This is a genomic window from Amycolatopsis sp. 505 (assembly GCF_031625235.1).
Classification (GTDB): Bacteria; Actinomycetota; Actinomycetes; order Mycobacteriales; family Pseudonocardiaceae; genus Amycolatopsis.
Genome location: NZ_JACKQP010000013.1, coordinates 273,232 through 293,260, shown reverse-complemented (window position 1 = coordinate 293,260; position 20,029 = coordinate 273,232). Strand labels below are relative to the sequence as shown.

Below are 20,029 nucleotides of genomic sequence, written 5' to 3'. Positions count from 1 at the left end.
CGAGGTGGTCGTCGATCTTGACGTAGAGTGCGGTCAGAAGGGTGTTCAGGTCAGTCGTCACAAACCGATCTTGAACACCCTTCGCCCATCTCCAGCCACCACCCAGGCTTACGCATTACTCGTCTAGAGGCCGCGGAAGAACTCGCGGATGTCGGTGACGAGTGCTTCGGGGGCTTGCAGTGACGCGAAGTGTCCGCCGGTGTCGTACTCGGTCCAGCGCGTGACCGTGTTGGACAGTGCGGCCAGGCCGCGGATCGCGTGGTCGCCGCGGAAGTTCACCACCGCGGTGGGGACCCCGGAGGGCGCGGGACGTTCGCCCCAGCCGTCCTGGCCGGCCTCGAGGTAGAGGCGCGCGGCCGAGCCGGCGGTGCCGGTGAGCCAGAAGATCGTCACGTTCGTCAGGATCGCGTCCCGGCTCACCGGGGTCTGGTCCGTGGCGGTGGGATCCCAGTCGACGAACCACTCGAGGTTCCAGGCGAGCTGGCCGGCGGGGGAGTCGTTGAGGGCGTAGGCGAGGGTCTGCGGCCGGGTGGCCATCTGGGTGGCGTAGCCGGAGTGGGGGTACCACCAGGCTTCGTTCTCCCGCGCCTGCTTCCGGTCCTCTTCGGACAATCGGTCGAGGTCCCCGGGAGCGGTCGGCACCCCGGCATTGGCGACGGCGTTGAGGTGCACGCCCAGCAGGGCGTCAGGGGCGACGCGGCCGAGTTCCGGGGAGACGATGCTGCCGAAGTCGCCACCGTGGGCGCCGTAGCGTTCGTAGCCGAGCCGGCGCATCAGCTCGGCCCAGGCTTTCGCGACGCGGTGGGTGTTCCAGCCACGTTCGGTGGTGGGTCCGGAGAAGGCGAACCCGGGCACCGATGGTGCGACGACGTGGAAGGCGTCCTTGGGGTCACCGCCATGGGCTCTCGGGTCGGTGAGGGGGCCGAGGATGTCCCGGAAGTCGGCGATGGTGCTGGGCCAGCCGTGGGTGATGATCAGCGGAGTCGCGTCGGGCTCGGGGGAGCGGGCGTGGACGAAGTGGACGTTCTGGCCGTCGATGGTCGTGGTGAACTGGGGGTACCGGTTCAGGCTTGCTTCCTGGGCCCGCCAGTCGAAGCCGTGCTGCCAGTAGCCGACGAGGTCGGCGAGGTAGGCCTGGCTGACGCCGTAGTCCCAGCCGGCGTCGGGGAGCTCGCCGGGCCAGCGGGTCCGGGCCAGGCGGTGGCGGAGCTCGTCGAGGTCCGACTGGGGGATGTCGATGTGGAAGGGATCCATGGGGGCGACGATCTCGCGGATATAGGACAGGTGAAGTCCTCTGCCTTTGTGCTTCCTGCCGGCCGTTGAGAGCGGCTGCGTATCGGGTCGGCAGGGGGTGTGGCCGGGTGGGGCCGTCTGCTCGGGTGCTCGTGACCGCCGCCCTTGCTCGCGCTGTACGCCGCCATGTACGGGTGGGCGAACGAGGCCGACGTCGAACTGAAGTTGACCACCACGCCCGCCGGGGACCGCAGCAGGGCCGCGCGCGTCACCAGGAACGTGCCCGTCAGGTTCACCGCCAGCACCCGGTTCCACAGCTCCAGCGACGTCTCGTGCGTGTGAGACGCCAGGAGGCCCGGCAGGCGCCGGTGACCAGGACCCGGCGATCGCGCAGGCGTTCCATGGCGATCACCGTAGCCAAGGGGTCAGAGCGCGGGCACCCTCTCGGACTCCGGCGGCGGGCCCGGCGGGGTCCCGTCGCCGAACGGGCGGCCCCCGAGCTCCTCGCGGCCGTGCGGGGTGAGCCAGCCGGAGCTGTCCGGGCCGAGCGGGACGATCCCCGTCGGGTTCACGTTCTTGTGCACCACGTAGTAGTGCTCCTTGATCTGGGCGAAGTCGATCGTGTCGCCGAAACCCGGCGTCTGGAACAGGTCGCGCGTGTACGCCCACAGCACCGGCAGCTCGGTCAGCTTCTGCCGGTTGCACTTGAAGTGCCCGTGGTACACCGCGTCGAACCGCACCAGCGTGGTGAACAGCCGGACGTCGGCCTCGGTGATCGTGTCGCCCACCAGGTACCGCTGGTCCGCCAGCCGGTCCGACAACCAGTCGAGCCGGGCGAACAGCTTCCGGTACGAGTGGTCGTACGCCTCCTGGGACCGGGCGAAGCCGCACTGGTACACCGCGTTGTTGACGTCGGTGAACACCTTCTGCGCCACGTCGTCGATCTCGTCACGCAGCTTCTCCGGGTACAGCTCCGGCGCGCCGTCGCGGTGGTACGCCGTCCACTCCGTCGACATGTCCAGCGTCATCTGCGCGAAGTCGTTGGTGACGACCTGGCCGCTCGGGATGTCGACGAACGCCGGCACCGTGATGCCGCGCGGGTAGTCCGGGTCGCGCTTGAAGAACGCCTCCTGCAGGCGCTCGATGCCGAGGACCGGGTCGCGGCCCCCGGGGTCCAGGTCGAAGCTCCAGCTGCGCTCGTCGTGGACCGGGCCCGCGATGCCCATCGACAGGACCGGCTCGAGGCCGAGCAGACGCCGGACGATCACCGCGCGGTTCGCCCACGGGCAGGCCCGCGCCACCACCAGCCGGTAGCGGCCCGGCTCGACCGGCCAGCCGTCGCGGCCGTCGGCCGTGATGCGGTCCGGGAGGTAGTTCTGGTCGCGCTTGTACTCGCCCTTGTCGCTCATCGGCGTCCTCAGCAGTCGTCGGTCGGGGGAGCGGTGTCCAGTGCCGTGGCCAGCCGGGCCAGCACCGGCCCGGCCGTGCGGATGTCCTCGGCGCTCAGGTGGTCGAACACCGCGGCCCGCACGCGGGCGAGGTGGCTCGGGTAGGCCGCCTCCAGTCTGGCCAATCCGGCCTCGGTCAGCACGGCGTTGGACGCGCGGCCGTCCTCGGCGCAGCGGCGCTTCTCGACCAGGCCGCGGCGGGTCAGGTCGTCGACGACCCGGCTGATCCGGCTCAGCGACAGCCCGGTGGTGGCGGCCAGGCCGGAGATGCGGAGCAGGTGGTCCGGCGCTTCGGACAGCGCGACCAGCACGCCGTAGTCGGTGATCGCCAGGCCCGTTTCGGGCAGGAACTGGTCCTCGAGCGCGCGCGGAAGCGCCGTCATGATGCGCATCAGCGGCCGCCAGAAGGCGGCTTCGTCGAGGTCGAGAGCGGACAGTTCACCCATGCGGGCAACACTACCGAAAGCTTGCTTGCGCAACCAGCCAAAGTGAGTACAGTGTCGTTGAACCCTCAATCACCTGGGGGCGCCACCACGAGGAGAGAAGAACAGCGATGACCAGCGCGACCACCTACCCCCAGCTGACCGGCGAATACACCCTCGACGCCGCCCACTCGCGGATCGGGTTCGTCGCCCGGCACGCGATGGTCACCAAGGTGCGCGGCAGCTTCAACGAGTTCACCGGCGCCGCGACCATCGACGGCGACGCGCCGGAGAAGTCGAGCGTCCAGGTGACCATCCAGGCCCACAGCATCGACACCCGCAACGCCGACCGCGACGGGCACCTGAAGAGCAACGACTTCCTGTCGATGGACGAGTACCCGCAGATCACCTTCACCTCGACCGAGATCAAGCAGACCGGCGAGACCAGCTTCGACGTCACCGGCGACCTGACCATCAAGGACGTCACCCGTTCGGTCACCATCCCGTTCGAGTTCGAGGGCTCGGCGAAGGACCCGTTCGGCAACGACCGGATCGGCTTCGAGGGCTCCACCTCGATCAGCCGCAAGGACTACGGCATCACCTGGAACGCCGCGCTGGAGACCGGTGGCGTGCTGGTGAGCGACAAGGTCACGCTGGAGTTCGAGATCTCCGCGATCAAGTCCGCCTGACTTCCGGGAGCGGGAACCGGGCTCACCGGTTCCCGCTCGCCCGCAGGTTCCCGATGCCGACGTCGAGCGCCGCTTCGAGGTGGTCGATGCGTCCGGTCGACAGCATCACCACGACCCCGCCCTGGATGCCCGCCAGCAGGGCGGCCGCCGCGCGTGGAACGTCCAGGTCCGCGCCGACCTCGCCGGCCCGCTGCAGGTGGCGGATGCCCGCCTCGAGCTCGTCCTGCCAGCGCCGCAGCAGTTCGGTGACCACGGCCTGCGCGCCCGGGGTCGCGCGGCCGAGCTGGGAGATCAGCACGTTGAGCGGGCAGTGCTGCCCGCGGCTGTCGTAGTGCGAGACGACCGTGTCCCGCCAGCGCTGCCAGCCCGCCCACGACGTCAGCCGGCCCAGCTGCGGCTGCTGGACCGCCAGGACCTGGTCCGCTTCGAAGCGGGCCACCGCCAGCAGGAGCTCTTCCTTGCCGTCCGGGAAGTAGTGGAACAGCTGGCTCTTGCTCGTCCCCGTCCGCGCCCGGACGTCGTCCAGCGTCGTGACGGCGACACCGCGCTCGCGGATCTCCGCCGCGGCGCCCTCGACGATCCGCTGCCTGGTCGCCGCGCCCTTGGGGGTCAGCCTTGGACTCACAGGTCCATTTTAATTCGCTGGCGGCGACCGGGAGAATTCCGGGTATGTCCACCGTCACGCCGTTCGCGGTCCTGGCCGTGATCGGCGCCGCCTCCGGCTCGGTGACGGCGTGGCTGCTCCTGCGCCGGGACCGGCCCGCCGAGGTGCTGACCCCGTCGGCGCCGGCGGAGCCGGTCCCGGACGAGGTCGCCGCCCGGCTGCTGGCCGACGAGCACACCGTCCGGCTGGCCGAGCTGGCCTCCTTCGCCGAGCAGGCCGACGCCGACCCCGAGCGGCGCCAGGAGTGCGTCCACGCCATCGCCGCCCGGTTCGACGACGACTGGCCGGACCCGGTCGCGTGGCAGGCCGAATTGTGGCAGCTCCTGCGGCCCCACCTGCGGCGCGAGTCCCCGCGGTTCTGGCCCGGGATGGACCTCGACCTCGACTACCTGGTGCTCCACGCGGTGGACCTGCGCGGCTGCGAAGTCCGCAGGGCGAGCTTCGTGGAGACGTCCTTCGCCGGTCCCGTCGACTTCACGGGCGCGACAGCCGCCGAATACGACTTCACCGGAGCCCACGTCCGGATCGACGCCGACGTCGTCCGGGTCTGGCCGCCGGGCTGGGAGCCGGGCGAGCCCGAGCCGCAGCCGTGGGTCGAACTGCGGGAGCGGTGACTACTCCCGGATCGGCAGGTCCGCCCCGTCGCGGAGGAACACCGGGATCCGGTCCGCCGGGGCCGGCGCCTCGACCCATTCGCCACCGTCGTGGCGGGTGCCGGTCACCGCGTCCGTCCAGGTCGCTCCGGCAGGCAGGTACACCCGCCGCGAGGTGACGCCCGGCTCGAGCACCGGGGTCACCAGCACGTCCGGGCCGAGGAGGAACTGGTCGTCGACGTCCCAGGCGGCGCTGTCCGCCGGGAAGTCGACGAACACCGGCCGCATCGGGGGGATGCCCTGCTCGTGGGCCACCCGCATCTGCTCCATCAGGTACGGCCGCAGCCGCTCCCGCAGGCGCAGCGACGCCGTGATCGACTCGTACGCCGGTTCACCGAACGACCAGACCTCGTTGGGCCCGCCGGTCATCTCCGGCCCGAACGCCGGGCGCGGGTCGCGGTAGCCGTGCAGGCGGAACAGCGGGCAGAACACGCCGTATTGGAACCAGCGCACCATCAGCTCGCGGTACTCCGGCGAGTCGGGGTCGCCGCCGTGGAAGCCGCCGATGTCCGTCGTCCACCAGGGGATTCCCGCGAGCGCCACGTTCAGCCCCGCCCGGACCTGCGTCCGCAGCGACGCCCAGGTCGCTCCGATGTCACCCGACCAGAGCGCCGCCCCGAACCGCTGGCTGCCCGCCCACGCCGACCGGGACAGCAGCACCACTTCGTCGTCGCCTTCGGCGCGGATGCCGTCGTGGAACGTCTGGGCGTTCGCCTGCGGGTAGAGGTTGAACACCTCCGCGCCCGGGCCGGCGTGGAAGCCCAGGTTGTGCGGGTGACCGGGCTGGATCTCCGGCTCGTCGCCGTCCAGCCACCACGCGCGCACGCCCAGGTCGTAGTAGTTCTCCTTGACCTTGCCCCAGACGAACCGCCGCGCCTCCGGGTTGGTCGCGTCGTAGAACGCCACCGGCATCTCGACGCCGAACCCCTTGTCCTTCCAGGGCGCGTGCGCCGGGACGCCGCTCTCGGCGGCCACCAGCAGGCCCTGCTCGTGCAGCTCCCGGTAGTTCTCCGAGAGCGGGCTGACCGACGGCCACACCGAGACCATCAGCTTGACGCCGAGGTCCGCCAGCTCGCGCACCAGCCCGGCCGGGTCCGGCCACTCCGCGGTGTCGAACTTCCAGTCGCCGAGGTGCGTCCAGTGGAAGAAGTCCGCCACGATCACCGACAGCGGCAGCCCTCGCGCGTGGTACTCCCGCGCGACGGACAGGAGCTCCTCCTGCGTGCGGTAGCGCAGTTTCGACTGCCAGAACCCGGCCGCCCACTCGGGCAGCATGGGCGCGTGCCCGGTCGCGTCGGCGTAGTGGCTCAGGATCTGGCGCGGGCCGTCGCCGGTGGTGATCCAGTAGTCGAGCTGACGCGCGTCGTCGGCGACCCAGCGGGTGCCGTTCTCCGCCAGCTCGACCCGGCCGACGGCGGGGCTGTTCCAGAGGAACCCGTAGCCGCGGCTGGACAGCAGGAACGGCACCGACACCTCGGCGTTGCGCTGCACCAGGTCGAGCACGAGGCCCTTCTGGTCGAGCCGGCCGTGCGTGTGCTGCCCGAGGCCGAACAGCCGCTCGCCCTCGTAGGCGCTGAACCGCTGTTCGAGCCGGCCGTAGCCGTTGCGCGAGGGCATGAACAGCCGCGCACCGGGCCACCAGAAGTGCGCGCGCTGCTCGGACAGCAGCTCCTCGCCGGTGTCCGTGCGGACGAACTTGAGCTGCGCGTCGATCCCGGTGTCGGTGTCGGCGATCTCGACGATCGCGGTGAGCGGGCCGTTGACGACCCGGCCGGTGCGTCCCTCGGCGGATGCGGTCGCCGCCGAGGGCTTGGCGGGCAGCAGCGCGCCCGGGACGTCCTCGATGATGCGGTGCCGTCCGGCCCGTACGCGCAGGCTGCCCTCGCCCCACGGCTCGATGCGCAGCACCTCGTGCCGCACCCTGACTTCGAGCGAGCGGCCGTCTTCGGTCGTGGTGATCACGCGGGTCTCCTTGGAAGAGGTCAATCTTTGACGGCGCCGCTGGTCAGCCCGGCGACGACGTAGCGCTGGGCGACGACCAGCAGGACCGCCGCGGGGATCGCGGCGAGGACGGCGGTGGCCATGATCCCGTTCCAGTCGGCGGACTGGTTGCCGACGAACCGGTAGATGCCCACGGTGATGGGCTCGAACGACTGCCCGGTGGTCAACGTGACCGCGAACAGGAAGTCCGCCCAGGCGAACAGGAACGAGAACAACCCGGCGGTGACGAGGGAGTTGCGGCTGACCGGCAGGATGATCGAGAAGAACGTGCGCCAGTACCCGGCACCGTCCACCCGGGACGCTTCGGTGAGCTCCTTCGGCACGGAGATCATGAACGCCCGCAGCAGGAGGATGGCGAACGGGATGGTCGCGGTGGAGTCGGCGAGCACCAGCCCGAGGTAGTTGTCGATCAGGCCGAGGTTGCTGAACACCGTGTAGAGCGCGTTGGCCATCACGATGCCCGGGATCATCTGCACGATGAGCAGCACGAACACCAGCGCCGGGCCGCCGCGCACCTTCAGCTGGGCCAGCGCGTACGACGCCGGTGCCGCCACCAGCAGCGACACGACCACCGTGCCGAGTGCGACGACGACGCTGGAGAACAGGTTGGGCCCCTGCGTCGAGACGGCCTTGCGGTAGCCGTCCAGGGTGCCGCCGACGGGGAAGAACGCCGGGTCGGGGCGCAGCAGGGCGCCGCTGGGCTGCAGGGAGGCGTTGACCATCCAGTACAGCGGGAACAGCAGGACCGCGACGATCAGCACACCGAGCACGGTCCGCGGCCAGTTCGCCGTCTTCATGCCGCCTCCGCCAGGGTCGCCTTGGCCGAGCGCAGGTACAACAGCCCGAAGACGGTCGCCACCACGATGAGGACGTTGCCGACCGCCGCGCCCTGTCCGAAGGCGAAGTCCTGGAACGACAGCCGGTACGACCACGTGGTCAGCGTCTGCGTCGCGTTGGCCGGCCCGCCGCCGGTGACGACCATGATCACGTCGAACACCTTGATCGTGTAGACCAGCCCGAGCATGAGCACGATCCCGGTGACCGGCCGCAGCAGCGGCCAGGTGACGTGCCGGAACCGCTGCCAGGCCCCGGCGCCGTCCAGCTCCGCGGCTTCGTAGAGCGACGCCGGGATGGCGCGCAGGCCGCCGTGCAGGATCACCAGGTTGAACGGGATGCCGATCCAGATGTTGGTGAGGATCACCGCCGGTAGCGCCCAGCTCGTGCTGCTCAGCCACGGCACGGCGTCGAAGCCGACGAACCGCAGGCCGGCGTTGAGCACGCCGTGGTCCTGGTCGAACATCCACCGCCAGACCGCGCCGCTGACCACCAGGGGCAGCAGCCACGGCAGCAGGAGCAGCGACCGCAGCAGCGCGCTGCCGAGGAAACGGCCGTTGAAGAACACCGCGAGCGCCAGGCCGATGCCGAACTGGAAGACCAGCGACCCGGCGGTGAACAGCACCGTGTTGAGCGCCGCCGTCGAGAACAGCGGGTTGTTCAGCACGGCGGAGTAGTTCGCGATGCCGACGAAGGGTGCTTCGCCGGTGTAGAACGACTTCACCGTGTAGTTCTGGGTGCTCATCACCAGGTTCGCGACCAAGGGGTAGCCGAAGAACACGATGATGTAGGCCAGGGCGGGCAGCAGGAATGCCCACGCGGCGAACCGGTTGTCCCGGCGGGACTTCCGGTTCGCGCGGGGGGCCGCCGAGACCGTCGGGGCGGCGGCGAGCGTCACGAGCCGCTCGCCTGCTGGGCGGCCTTGAGGGCCTGGTCGACCGGGGTCTTGCCGGTCAGCGCCGCCTGGAGCGCGTCGGCCAGCGCCTGCGAGACCTTCGGGTACTTCTCGCCGAGCTCCGCGGTGCGGGAGCGGGCGGTGCCGACCTCGTCGACGAACGCCTGCATCGCCGGCTGCTCGGTGCCGAACTTCTGCGCGGTGGCCGTCTTCGACGGGATGTAGGCGTGCGCCTTGCTCCACTCGAGCATCGTCGGCTCGGACAGGATGCAGGAGAGCACCTTGCCCGCGGCCTGCTGGGCGGGCCCGCCGGTCACCGGGATCGTGCCGACCTCGCCGCCGAGGGCGACCACCGGCTTGCCGCCGGCCTGCGGCACCGGGATCGGCACCACGCCGTAGTGCAGGGACTTCTGCTCGTCGAGGCGGGCGATGTTCCACGACCCGTTGATCATCATCGCCGCGTTGCCGCCGACGAACTGGTCGGCGACGTCGTTCTGGTTCCAGGTCACCACGGACTTCGACGCCGCACCCGAGTTCACCAGGTCGGTGACGTACTGCAGGGCCTGGGCCGCCTTGGGGGAGTCCAGCTGGGACAGTTCGGCGCCGTTGCTCCAGAAGAACGGGAGGAACTGCCAGGTGCCTTCCTCGGACGGGATGGCGGAGAAGGCGAGCCCGTACTTGCCGTCCTTGGTCAGCTTCGCCGCGGCGGCCTTCAGCTCGTCCCACGTCTTCGGCGGCTCGACGCCGGCGGCCTGCAGGAGGTCCTTGTTGTAGATCAGCGCGAGGCCGTTGACGCCGGGCGCGACGCCGTACACCTTGCCCTGGTAGGTCCCGGCCTTGACGATGCTGTCGTAGTAGCCGTCGGTGCTGATGCCGTAATCGCTCAGCGGGGTCAGCGCGCCGGTGGCGGCGACCTGCTGCAGCGTGGGGTTGTCGGTGAAGAGCAGGTTCGGCAGCGTCTTCGAGCTGGCGCTCTGCAGCACCTTCGGCAGCATCTGGTTGGTCGGCACCTTCTGGCGCTCGATCTTGATCCCGGTCTGCCCGGCGCAGGTGTCGAGGATCTTCTGCCACGCGGCGGAACCCTGCTCGTCGGCGTAGTAGTCGAGCTCGGTGATCGACGTGGCGGCCGGGGCGTCGGCGCCGCCGGGCGCGGCCGGGGCCGTCGGGCTGGGGCTGCAGGCGGCCAGCAGCACGGCACTCGTGGCGCTCGCGGTCAGGACGAGGGCGCGACGGACTACGGGCATGGTGATTCTCCTTCGGCAGCGGAGCAGAACCGGGGGTCAGGCGCGGGGCGCGGCGGTGCTTTCGCGCCGGGTGAGGCGGGGCCCGAGCAGCCGGACCTCCGGGGTGGTGTGGCCGGCGAGCCGGCGCATGGTCATTTCGACGGCCTGGGTGCCGACCTCCTCGGCCGGGATGGCCACGTTGGTCAGCGCGACGGCGTGCTGCTCGGCCATGCTGTCCGGGCAGACGGCGATGACCGAGATGTCCTCGGGCACCCGCAGGCCGCGGTGGCGCAGGTCCGACAGCAGCCCGGGCAGCACGGCCTCGTTGTGCACGACCAGGCCGGTCAGGCCGGGATCGGCGGCGAGCAGCTCGTCGAGACAGGCGCTCACCGCTTCGTAGGAGTGGGCGCACGCGTGGGAGGCCGCGCGCACGTCCCGGCTCTTCGTCGCTTCGTCGAAGCCGCGCAGGAACCGCGTCGCGTAGCTCGTGCCCCGCCGGTAGACCGCCGGGGACGGGCCGATCAGCGCGATCGAGCGGTGGCCGAGGTCGGCCAGGTGGGCGACGCAGGCCGAGGCGGCCGCGGTGAAGTCGAGGTCGACGCAGCTCAGCCCGGCCGGGTGGTCGGGCACGCCGATGAGCACCACCGGCAGGTCGAGAGCGAGCAGCATCGGCACCCGCGGGTCGGCGGTTTCGACGTCCATCACCATCAGCGCGTCGGCGATCGCCGAGGACGCGACCCGCTGCAGCGCGGCCGGCCCCTCGTCCTTGGTGAGCAGCAGCAAGTCGTGGTCGTGCGCGCGGGCCGCGGTGACCGCCGAGGCGACGAACTCCATCACGACGGCGACGTTGAGGTCCGTGCGCAGCGGGACGACCAGCGCCAGCACGTTGGTCTTGCTGCTGGCCAGCGCCCGGGCACCGGCGTGGGGGTGGTAGCCGAGCTTGCGGATGCTGTCCTCGACCAGCCGCCGGGTCTTCGGCGAGATCGAGCGTTTGCCGCTGATCACGTACGACACCGTGCTGGGGGCGACCCCGGCCGCGTTGGCGACGTCGTTGATCGTGACCACGGGCGGCCTCCTGAAGGCGGGGAGGGGGACGGGCGGTGTGTCGAAGCGCATCGACGATGGCACGAAGGTAAGTGACACCCGCCGGAAACACAAGCATCATTCACCGTTTGCCGGTATTCGATGGTTATTCGACAACAGAGGTGTTCGTCGAAATCGTCGAAGGTCCCTGTTGAACGTTCTTTTTGCAGCTCAGTGCCACGATCAAGCCGTCGTCTCGACCGGCCTGGGAGCGTTCCCAGGAACTCTTGACCTTCTGCTCACGCGGCTGTAATAGTCGTCGGGTTCCCCGCCGTTCGACGCGAATGTTCCGCGCCGCGCCGTCGAAACGATTCGACGAATCGGAGGCCGTCCGTGCGCTTGTCCCTCTTCCGCCGTGCCCTCGTCCCGGCGGTGGCCGCGACCCTGCTGCTGGCTTCGTCGCCGGCGCTCGCGGCGCCGCCACCCCCTTTCCGCGATCCGTCGCTGCCCCTGGCCACCCGGATCGACGACCTGCTGTCCCGGCTGACGGCGGACGAGAAGATCTCGCTGCTGCACCAGTACCAGCCGGCCATCCCGCGGCTCGGCATCGGCGTCTTCAAGACCGGTACCGAAGCGCTGCACGGTGTCGCCTGGTCGACCGACTACGACAACTCCGGTGCCGTCGTCAAAGCCGACGGCACGGTGTTCCCGCAGGCCATCGGCCTGGCCACCAGCTGGGACCCGGCGCTGGTGAAGCAGGTGGGCGCGGCCGTCGGGCAGGAGGCGCGCGGCTTCAACGCCCGCAACCCGACGCTGTGGGGCCTCAACCTGTGGGCCCCGGTGGTGAACCTGCTGCGCGACCCGCGGTGGGGCCGCAACGAAGAGGGTTACTCCGAAGACCCGTACCTGACCGGCGAATTCGCGAAGGCCTACGGCCACGGCATGCAGGGTGACGACCCGCGGTACCTGCAGGCCGCGCCGACGCTCAAGCACTTCCTGGCCTACAACAACGAGGTCAACCGCGACACGACGAGTTCCTCGGTGCCGCCGAAGATCCTGCACGACTACGACGAGCAGGCGTTCAAGATCCCGCTGGAGGCGGGCGCGGCCAACGCCGTGATGCCGTCGTACAACCTGGTCAACGGGCGGCCGAACCACGTCAGCCCGGACCTCGACGGCAAGCTGCGGAAGTGGGCGCCGGACGACATCGCCGTGGTCAGCGACGCCGGCGCACCGTCCAACCTGGTCAACTCCGAGAAGTACTACGCCACCAAGGCCGAAGGCGACGCGGCGGCGATCAAGGCGGGGCTCGACAGCTTCACCGACAACGACACCGACGGCTCGATCACCGTCGCGGCGGTCAAGGAGGCGCTCGCGAAGGGCTTCCTGACCATGGCCGACGTCGAGAACGCCGACCGCCACCTGCTGTCGCTGCGGTTCCGGCTCGGCGAGTTCGACCCGCCGGGCCGCAACCCGTACGCGAAGATCACCCCGGCCGTCATCGGCTCACCGGAGCACCAGGCGCTGGCGCGCAAGGCCGCCGACGCGCAGATGGTGCTGCTGCGCAACAACGGCGGCGCGCTGCCGCTGAACGCCGCGAAGAACAAGAAGGTCGCGGTCGTCGGCTCGCTCTCGAACACGCTGTACGAAGACTGGTACGCCGGCGCGATGCAGTACAAGGTCACGCCGCTGCAGGGCATCAAGGAACGGCTCGGCTCGGCGGGCACGGTCGCGTCGTCCGAAGGCGTGGACCGGATCGCGCTGAAGGACCTCGGCACCGGCCGGTACCTGACGGCCCCCGCGACCACCGGGAAGATCACCGCCGGCGGCACGGTGGCGGGCACCGCCGAGTCCTTCGACGTCTACGACTGGGGCGCGGGCAAGAACACGCTGCGCGCGGCCGCGAACGGCAAGTTCCTGAGCTACTCCGGCGGCGCGCTGGTGAACGACGTCGACCAGCCGGCCGGCTGGTTCGTGCAGCAGCAGCTGAAGCTCGACGCCCAGCCCGACGGCAGCTACGTGCTCGAGTACGCGGGCAACGAGGTCAACGAGCCGTGGTTCGGCCCGAACAAGTTCGCCGTGGTCGGCGCGGACGGCGTCCTGACGATCTCCTCGCCGGATGCCGCGCACGCGACCAAGTTCGGCCGGGACGTGCTGAGCAGCGGCGTCGGCAGCGCGGTCGCCGCGGCGAAGGACGCGGACACCGCGGTCGTCGTGGTCGGCAGCATGCCGTTCATCAACGGCCGCGAAGCCAACGACCGCACGAGCACCGAGCTCGCCCCGGCGCAGCGCGCGCTGATCGAAGCGGTGCAGAAGGCGAACCCGCACACGATCGTCGTGGTGGAGAACAGCTACCCGACGACCGGCTGGGACACCTTGCCGGTCCCCGGCATCCTGTGGACCAGTCACGCGGGCCAGGAAACCGGGCACGCGGTCGCCGACGTGCTCTTCGGCGACACCGACCCGAGCGGGCGGCTGACGCAGACCTGGTACGCCTCCGACGCCGGGCTGCCGAACATCCTGGACTACGACATCGCCAAGACCGGGATGACCTACCAGTACTACCGCGGGAAACCGCTGTTCCCGTTCGGCTACGGCCTGAGCTACACCAGTTTCCGCTACGACAACGTCCGCGCGTCCCTGGCGGGCGGCCAGGTCCGGGTGAGCGTCGACGTGACGAACACCGGCGCCCGCAGCGGGTCCGACGTCGTCCAGCTCTACTCGAAGAACTCCGGTGTGCAGCGGTTGCGGGACTTCTCGAAGCTGACCCTGGCCCCGAAGGAGACCCGCACGGTGCGATTCGACGTGCCGGTGGCGGACCTGGCGTCCTGGGACGTCGCCCGCGACCGGTCCGTCGTGGCGGCGGGGGTGTACGAGTTCTCGGTGGGCCGCAACGCCTCCGAACTCTCGGCACCGCAACCGGTCTACGTGCCGGGGGAGCGGCCCCAGCCGCGCGACCTGAGCCGGCCGACCCAGGCCCAGAACTTCGACGACTACTCCGGCACGACGTTGACGGACACGTCGAAGGTTTCGGGGACGTCGGTCGCCACCGCGGCCGGCAGCTGGGTGGCGTACCGCAACGTGGCGCTGAACGGCCCGGGGCGCTTCTCGGCCTCGGTGTCCGCGACGGCGTCGTCGAAGGTCACGGTCCGCCTGGACTCGCCGACCGGCCGCGTGCTGGGCACGGTCCCGGTTTCGCCGACGGGTGACCGGTACGCGTACACGACGGTGACGGCGGCGCTGGCCAAGGCGAGCGGCCGGCACGACGTCTACCTGACGTTCGACGGCCCGGTGAACCTGGCGACGTTCTCGCTGCGGTGACCTAGGGTTTGCGGCCCACGCCCGCATAGGGCAAGGAGTTGACCGAAGGGTCGTCGGACATGTCGCCGGCGCCCTCGGGGTTCCACATCGCGCAGCCGACCAGGCCCGGTTCGACGAGGTCGAAGCCCTCGAAGAACCGGAGCACCTGGTCGTGCGTGCGCGGGAACGGCTGGTTCTGCTGGTTCTGCCGGGTCGTGTAGACCTCGATCGCTTCGTCGAGGCCCTCCGACCCCGAGTCCGCCGCGACGTGCGTGACGGCGAGGAAGCTGCCCGGCGCGAGCCGCTCGCGGTAACGGGCCAGGATGCCCACCGGGTCCCAGGAGTCGGGCACGAAGTGCAGCAGCAGCAACATGAACACGCCCGTCGGCTGCTCGGGGTCGAGCAGCCGGCGGGCCGGCTCCGCGTCGAAGATGTCGTTGACGTCGCGCAGGTCGGCCTGGATCACCGCGCAGTTGTCGTTGCCCTGCAGCAGCAGCTCGCTGTGCGCGACGGCGACCGATTCGCGGTCGACGTACACCACCCGGCACGACGGGTCGACCTGCTGGACGATCTCGTGCAGGTTGCCGACGGTCGGGATGCCGGAGCCGACGTCGAGGAACTGCCGGACCCCGGCGTTCACCATGTACCGCGCGGCGCGGCGCAGGAAGGCGCGGTTGAGCCGGGCGGCGTCGCGGATGCCCGGCATGATCTTCAGGATCTGCTCGCCGAGCGCCCGGTCGGCGGCGAAGTTGTGGTCCCCGTCGAGCCAGAAGTCGTACACCCGGGCCGGGTTCGGCACCGAGGTGTCGATCTCCGGCGGTACCCAGCTCAATTCTCCGGTCACGGGACCTCCCACCCTCGCGGACGCTGCGGGACCGGAGCTTAGCCCCTCATCCGTTCGTGTGGACCCGCGCTCCGCAGCCCCGGCGTCCGGCTAAGGTGGCCCGGTCGCGAGGGAGGCGAGGCCATGACGAACCCGCGTCCCGTGCCCGGCCGGGTCCCGCTGCTCGGGCACACGGTGCCGCTGCTGCGCGACCCGCTGAAGTTCTTCACTTCCCTGTCCTCGCACGGAGAAGTCGTCAAAATCCGGCTCGGGCCGCTGCCGGTGCACGTGGTCACCACCCCGGAACTGGCCTGGCAGGTGCTGGCCACCGACGCCGACAAGTTCGACAAGGGCCTGGTCTTCGACAAGATGCGCCCGCTCTTCGGCGACGGCCTGGCCACCTCGAACGGCGAGCTCAACCGCCGCCAGCGCCGGCTCGTGATGCCCGCCTTCGGCCGCACGCGGATCGCCGGCTACGCCGAGCACACCATGACGACGCTGGCCGACGACCTCGCGAGCTCGTGGCGGCCCGGCGAAGTCGTCGAGTTCGACAAGCGGATGCAGGACCTGGTGCTGACCATCGCCGGGCAGACGCTGTTCTCCACCGCGCTCGGCGAGGAGGCACTGGCGGAGATCCGGCACTCGATCCCGGTCATGCTGAAGTACGTGCTGATCCGGGCCTTCTCGCCGAAGTTCGTCGAGAAGCTGCCGATCCCGGCGAACCGGCGGTTCGACACCGCGGCCGCGCGCCTGCGCGAGGTGATCGGCGAAACCGTCGTCGCGGCCCGCGAAGACGGCGCCGACCACGGCGACCTGCTCTCGATGCTGCTGCTGGCCCGCGACGAGGACACCGGCGAAGGCATGTCCGATCGCCAGGTGCACGACGAGGTCATCACGATCCTGACCACCGGCGCCGAGACCACCGCCGTCGCGCTGGCCTGGTTTTTCCACGAGCTGGGGCAGCACCCGGAGGTCGAACGGCGGTTCCACGCCGAAGTCGACGAAGTGCTGGGCGGGCGTGCCGCGCGCTTCGAAGACCTGCCGGATCTGGTCTACACCCACCAGATCGTGAACGAGATCGTCCGCCGCACCCCGCCGCTGATCCTGATGCGCCGCGCGCGGGAGGACGTCGAGCTCGGCGGGGTGCCGATCCCGGCGGGCAGCGAGGTCGCCGTCAGCCAGCACACCCTGCACCGCGATCCGCGCTGGTTCCCCGAGCCGGACCGGTTCGACCCGGACCGCTGGGCGCCCGGCCGCACCGCGGACCTGCCGAAGGGGGCGTACATCCCGTTCGGCGCGGGCGCGCGGCTGTGCCCGGGGCACGTGTTCGCGCCGACGGAGATCGGCATCGTCGCCGCGACCATCGGGGCGCGCTGGCGCCTGGTCCCGGTGCCCGGCAAGAAGGTGTACGCGCAGATCAAGGTCACGATGCAGCCGAACCGCCTGCCGATGACGGTGGTGCCGCGCAAGACCTGACGGTACCGGTTCGGCTACCGGGTGTAGTGTTCCGGAGTTCCTTCACCTGTCCGAGTCCAGAGGGAGTGCGGCGTGAAGCTGCCCGTCAAGGTGACGTCGGCGTTGTTCGCGTGCGGTGTCCTGTGCGCGTCGCTGACCGCGGCGGTGCCCGCCGAGGCCGCCGCGATCTCCTGCAGCGACACGGATCTGCCGGTCACCGGCCCGGGCCTGCCCCCGCTGGTGCCGGGGGCGCCCGCGACCGTCCACGGCCGGCTGTGCCTGCCCGCCGGGGACGCCCCGGACACCGTCCAGCTGCTCGTGCACGGCGGGACGTACAACAGCGCGTACTGGGACCTGCCCTACGAGCCGGAGCGCTATTCCTACCAGCGCGACATGGCCGCGCACGGTTACGCGACCTTCGCCGCGGACCAGCTCGGGGCCGGGCGGAGCAGCCGGCCGCTGAGCCTGCCGCTGTCGGTCTGGGCCGCGGCCGAGTCGATGCACGAGGTGGTCGGGCACCTGCGGGCCGGCCGGGCCGGCGGCGTCCGGTTCGCGAAGGTGGTCATCGTCGGGCACTCGGTCGGCTCCGGGGTCGTCGCCGTGGAAGCGTCCACGTACCGCGACGTCGACGGCGTCGTCCTCACCGGCATCACGCACCTGCCGGCCCTGCCCGTGCTCGCCCTCGGCGCGGCGCTCGGCCTGCAGCCGGCGCTGCTCGACGGGCAGCTCGGAACCCTCGGCAGCGACCCGCTGTACTTCACGACGAAGCCGGGAGCGCGCGCCGGGCTGTTCTACGCGGCGGGCGACGCCGACCCGGCCGTGATCGCCGCCGACGAGGCGACGAAGGACCAGGTTTCGGTGCCCGGGATGGGCACGGTGGCGTTGTTCGGCATCGTGTTGCCCGCGACGTGGGGAATCTCCGTGCCGGTTTTGCAGGTGGTCGGTGAAAAGGACGTCCTTTTCTGCGGGGTGCTGGCGTTGCGCGACTGTTCCGACGCGGCGGTGCTGCGGGCGCAGGAAGCGCCCTATTACGCCGACCCGTCGAAGTTGTCGACGTACGTGCTGCCCGGCGCGGGGCATTCCGTGGCGCTGCACGAAAACGCGGGCGAATACCGCAGTGCGACCCGATCCTGGCTGCAGGCGCGCCTCGGGATCGCTCCGCAGGGTTATCACTCGATCGGACGAAACTGAACCCGTGCGTGTCGCACAATTCCGGGCCAAGATATATCGATTGACCCGAACGGTGTGTACTGAACCCTTGGACAGCCTGAGGTGACTGCTCCCCAACCCCGCGGCAACGCCCCGCGGAACCAGCCGGACGCCGATCGCGCGGCGAAACGGCTCGGTGCGCTCGCGCGCAAGTGGGGCTACCTGATCAGCACCACGGCGTACCTGCCGCACACGCCCGAGGAGATCGAGCGTGAGCTGGCCGCCCTGGCCGGGCGGCTGTTCGAGGCGGTGGCGAGCGAACCTCCGGACCTCGCGGCGGCCGCGACCGCCGGCGGGCGGCTCGTCGAGCTGCGCGGCGTCGGCGCCGAAAGCCTGCGCCGCAGCCTGGAAGTCCTGGGCAAGGCACTGGTGCGCGAGCCGGAGCTGCGCGGGCTCGACCGGCTGGCCGAGCGGGTCGTGCTGGTGCTCGGCGCGTTCAGCTCCGGGTACGGCGAGATGCTGCGCGAGGACATCCAGAAGCGGCAGGAGGGCTTGAGCCGTGCCCTGCTGAAGGTCGAGCAGGAGACGCGGCAGAAGCACGTCATCTCCCGCGCGCAGTTCGAGGAGGTGTTCGCCGGCTCGGCCAGCGGCGTCGCGCTCACCGAACTGGACGGCCGGGTGCTGCGGGCCAACGCGGCGCTGGCCAAGACGCTCAACCGCACGCCGGCCGAGATCGCCGCGATGACGCTGTTCGACCTGGTCCACCCCGAGGACGTCGAGCAGTTGCGGGAAAGCTACGGCGAGCTGGTGGCCGGCCGGCTGCACCGGCTGCGCGCCGGCCGCCGCCTGCTCGGCAAGGACGGCGAGCCGATGTGGGCGACCTTCGCCGCGTCGGTGATCCGCGACGCGGTCGGCAAACCCCGCCAGCTGCTCACGATCGTCGACGACGACACCGAGGTGTCATTGCTGCAGCGGCGGCTGAGCCACCAGGCCCTGCACGACGTGCTCACCGGGCTGCCGAACCGGCAGTTCTTCAGCACCCGCCTGGAAACCCTGCTCCGCGACGCGGACCCCGCGCGCGGAGTCACCCTGTTCCACCTCGACCTCGAAGGCTTCTCCCAGATCAACGGCGGTCTCGGCCAGGAACTCGGCGACCGGCTGCTGCGCGGGGTCGCCGCCAAGCTGAAGCTGGTGTTCGACGGGGAGAAGGCCCTGGTGGCCCGCCTCGGCGGCGACGAATTCGGCGTGCTGGTGCAGAACACGGCGGACACCCCGGGGGTGGTGACGCTCGTCCGCCGGATCACCCACGAGCTGGCCGAAGCGGAGTACGTCGACGGGCAGCGCGGGGTCGCGGTGCCGGCCGCGATCGGCGTGGTCCACCGCCCGCCGCGCGACATCACGCCCGCGGAGCTGCTCCAGGCGTCGGACCTGACCCTGCGGCGCGCCCAGCGGACGGGCAGCCAGTGGGGCCTGTTCGACCGCGAGCTGGACCGCCGCGACCGGCACGACTTCGGCCTGGCCGCGTCGATGGCGGGCGCGTGGGAGAACGGCGAGATCGAAGACCGCTACCAGGTGCTGACGTCGGCGACGACCGGCGCGGCCGAGGCCGTCGAGGCGCGCCTGCGATGGAACCACCCGGCGGAAGGCGTGCTGCCGCACGAAACCTGTGTCCGGCTGGCCGCGGAGATCGGGCTGGCGCTCCCGCTGGGCACGTGGCTGTTGCGCACGGCGGCCGAGCGGCTGGCGGCCTCCGGGCTCGCCGTGCCACTGGTCGTCGAGCTGACGACCCAGCAGGCGGCGGACCCGGAATTGGTCGGCGAAATCCGCCGCGTCCTGGACGACACCGGCCTGCCGCCGGACCGCCTGCGCCCCGGCTTTCCGACGGCGGCCCTGGACGTCAGCGACGCGGCGGACAACTTCAGGGTGCTGGGCGAAATCGGCGTCCGGGCGGAGATCCACGGCCTCGGCGACATCACGTGCCTGACGGAGTTCCCGGCCGGCGCGGTCCGGATCGCACCGAACCTGGCGGCCAAGCGCGAACACCCCTTGGTGGCCGGCCCGCTGTCGGCCCTGATCGACGCGGCCCACACGGCCGGGGCCGCGGTGTCGGTCGCCGGGGTGCGGACTTCGGAGGAAGCCGGGTGGTGGCGGGACCGGGGTGTGGACCTGCTTTCGGGTCCGGCGTTCGCCGACCTGCCGGACGGCTTCCCCGGCTGA

The 20,029-nt window shown here is 70.8% G+C and carries 16 protein-coding genes and 1 pseudogene; 6 read left to right on the top strand and 11 right to left on the bottom strand.

Features of this window, described 5'->3' with window-relative positions; all coding sequences use genetic code 11:
* Window positions 1-123: 123 nt before the first annotated feature.
* The 4 genes and pseudogenes from H5965_RS40170 to H5965_RS40155 all read right to left on the bottom strand — a co-directional run bounded on the left by H5965_RS40170 (window position 124) and on the right by H5965_RS40155 (window position 3,127).
* Window positions 124-1,254 (bottom strand): epoxide hydrolase, encoded by a 1,131-nt coding sequence (locus H5965_RS40170; RefSeq protein WP_310976297.1) that lies wholly within the window; start codon window positions 1,252-1,254, stop codon window positions 124-126.
* A 137-nt stretch (window positions 1,255-1,391) separates the two neighbouring features.
* A pseudogene (locus H5965_RS40165) lies at window positions 1,392-1,586 on the bottom strand (SDR family NAD(P)-dependent oxidoreductase); the annotation flags it as partial.
* A 72-nt stretch (window positions 1,587-1,658) separates the two neighbouring features.
* Window positions 1,659-2,642 (bottom strand): glutathione S-transferase C-terminal domain-containing protein, encoded by a 984-nt coding sequence (locus H5965_RS40160; protein WP_310976296.1) that lies wholly within the window; start codon window positions 2,640-2,642, stop codon window positions 1,659-1,661.
* A gap of 8 nt (window positions 2,643-2,650) precedes the next feature.
* Window positions 2,651-3,127, bottom strand: a complete 477-nt coding sequence (locus H5965_RS40155) for a MarR family winged helix-turn-helix transcriptional regulator (protein WP_310976295.1) — start codon at window positions 3,125-3,127, stop codon at window positions 2,651-2,653.
* A 107-nt stretch (window positions 3,128-3,234) separates the two neighbouring features.
* Here H5965_RS40155 and H5965_RS40150 point away from each other — a divergent pair, with 107 nt between their 5' ends.
* A complete protein-coding gene (locus H5965_RS40150) occupies window positions 3,235-3,792 on the top strand; it encodes a YceI family protein (RefSeq protein WP_310976294.1) in 558 nt (185 codons plus the stop codon).
* A 22-nt stretch (window positions 3,793-3,814) separates the two neighbouring features.
* Here the strand turns inward: H5965_RS40150 and H5965_RS40145 are convergent, their stop codons facing one another.
* Complete coding sequence (locus tag H5965_RS40145) at window positions 3,815-4,417, bottom strand: TetR/AcrR family transcriptional regulator (RefSeq protein WP_310976293.1); 603 nt, start codon at window positions 4,415-4,417, stop codon at window positions 3,815-3,817.
* A gap of 44 nt (window positions 4,418-4,461) precedes the next feature.
* Between H5965_RS40145 and H5965_RS40140 the strand changes: the two genes are divergently transcribed.
* Window positions 4,462-5,070: a pentapeptide repeat-containing protein gene (locus H5965_RS40140; protein WP_310976292.1), complete on the top strand. Its 609-nt coding sequence runs from the start codon at window positions 4,462-4,464 to the stop codon at window positions 5,068-5,070.
* Here H5965_RS40140 and H5965_RS40135 read toward each other — a convergent pair whose 3' ends face one another.
* The 5 genes from H5965_RS40135 to H5965_RS40115 are packed head-to-tail and all read right to left on the bottom strand — an operon-like array spanning window position 5,071 to window position 11,127.
* Entirely contained in the window at window positions 5,071-7,071 is a 2,001-nt protein-coding gene (locus tag H5965_RS40135; protein ID WP_310976291.1) for a TIM-barrel domain-containing protein, read from the bottom strand.
* A gap of 20 nt (window positions 7,072-7,091) precedes the next feature.
* A complete protein-coding gene (locus tag H5965_RS40130) occupies window positions 7,092-7,907 on the bottom strand; it encodes a carbohydrate ABC transporter permease (RefSeq protein WP_310976290.1) in 816 nt (271 codons plus the stop codon).
* A complete protein-coding gene (locus H5965_RS40125; protein WP_310976289.1) occupies window positions 7,904-8,842 on the bottom strand; it encodes a sugar ABC transporter permease in 939 nt (312 codons plus the stop codon). The genes H5965_RS40130 and H5965_RS40125 overlap by 4 nt, the downstream gene beginning before the upstream one ends.
* Window positions 8,839-10,083 (bottom strand): sugar ABC transporter substrate-binding protein, encoded by a 1,245-nt coding sequence (locus H5965_RS40120; RefSeq protein WP_310976288.1) that lies wholly within the window; start codon window positions 10,081-10,083, stop codon window positions 8,839-8,841. The genes H5965_RS40125 and H5965_RS40120 overlap by 4 nt, the downstream gene beginning before the upstream one ends.
* Before the next feature lie 36 nt (window positions 10,084-10,119).
* Entirely contained in the window at window positions 10,120-11,127 is a 1,008-nt protein-coding gene (locus H5965_RS40115) for a LacI family DNA-binding transcriptional regulator (protein WP_310976287.1), read from the bottom strand.
* Between the two features lie 351 nt (window positions 11,128-11,478).
* Here H5965_RS40115 and H5965_RS40110 point away from each other — a divergent pair, with 351 nt between their 5' ends.
* Window positions 11,479-14,406, top strand: coding sequence for a glycoside hydrolase family 3 C-terminal domain-containing protein (locus tag H5965_RS40110; RefSeq protein ID WP_310976286.1), 2,928 nt, complete (start codon window positions 11,479-11,481; stop codon window positions 14,404-14,406).
* A gap of 1 nt (window position 14,407) precedes the next feature.
* Here H5965_RS40110 and H5965_RS40105 read toward each other — a convergent pair whose 3' ends face one another.
* On the bottom strand, window positions 14,408-15,229 hold the full coding sequence (locus tag H5965_RS40105; RefSeq protein WP_310976285.1) for an SAM-dependent methyltransferase: 822 nt from the start codon (window positions 15,227-15,229) through the stop codon (window positions 14,408-14,410).
* Between the two features lie 123 nt (window positions 15,230-15,352).
* Between H5965_RS40105 and H5965_RS40100 the strand changes: the two genes are divergently transcribed.
* From H5965_RS40100 to H5965_RS40090, 3 genes are all read left to right on the top strand, one after another.
* Window positions 15,353-16,684: a cytochrome P450 gene (locus H5965_RS40100; protein WP_310976284.1), complete on the top strand. Its 1,332-nt coding sequence runs from the start codon at window positions 15,353-15,355 to the stop codon at window positions 16,682-16,684.
* Window positions 16,685-16,762: 78 nt separating this feature from the next.
* A complete protein-coding gene (locus H5965_RS40095; RefSeq protein WP_396136987.1) occupies window positions 16,763-17,854 on the top strand; it encodes an alpha/beta hydrolase in 1,092 nt (363 codons plus the stop codon).
* Between the two features lie 81 nt (window positions 17,855-17,935).
* Entirely contained in the window at window positions 17,936-20,029 is a 2,094-nt protein-coding gene (locus H5965_RS40090; protein ID WP_310976282.1) for a diguanylate cyclase domain-containing protein, read from the top strand.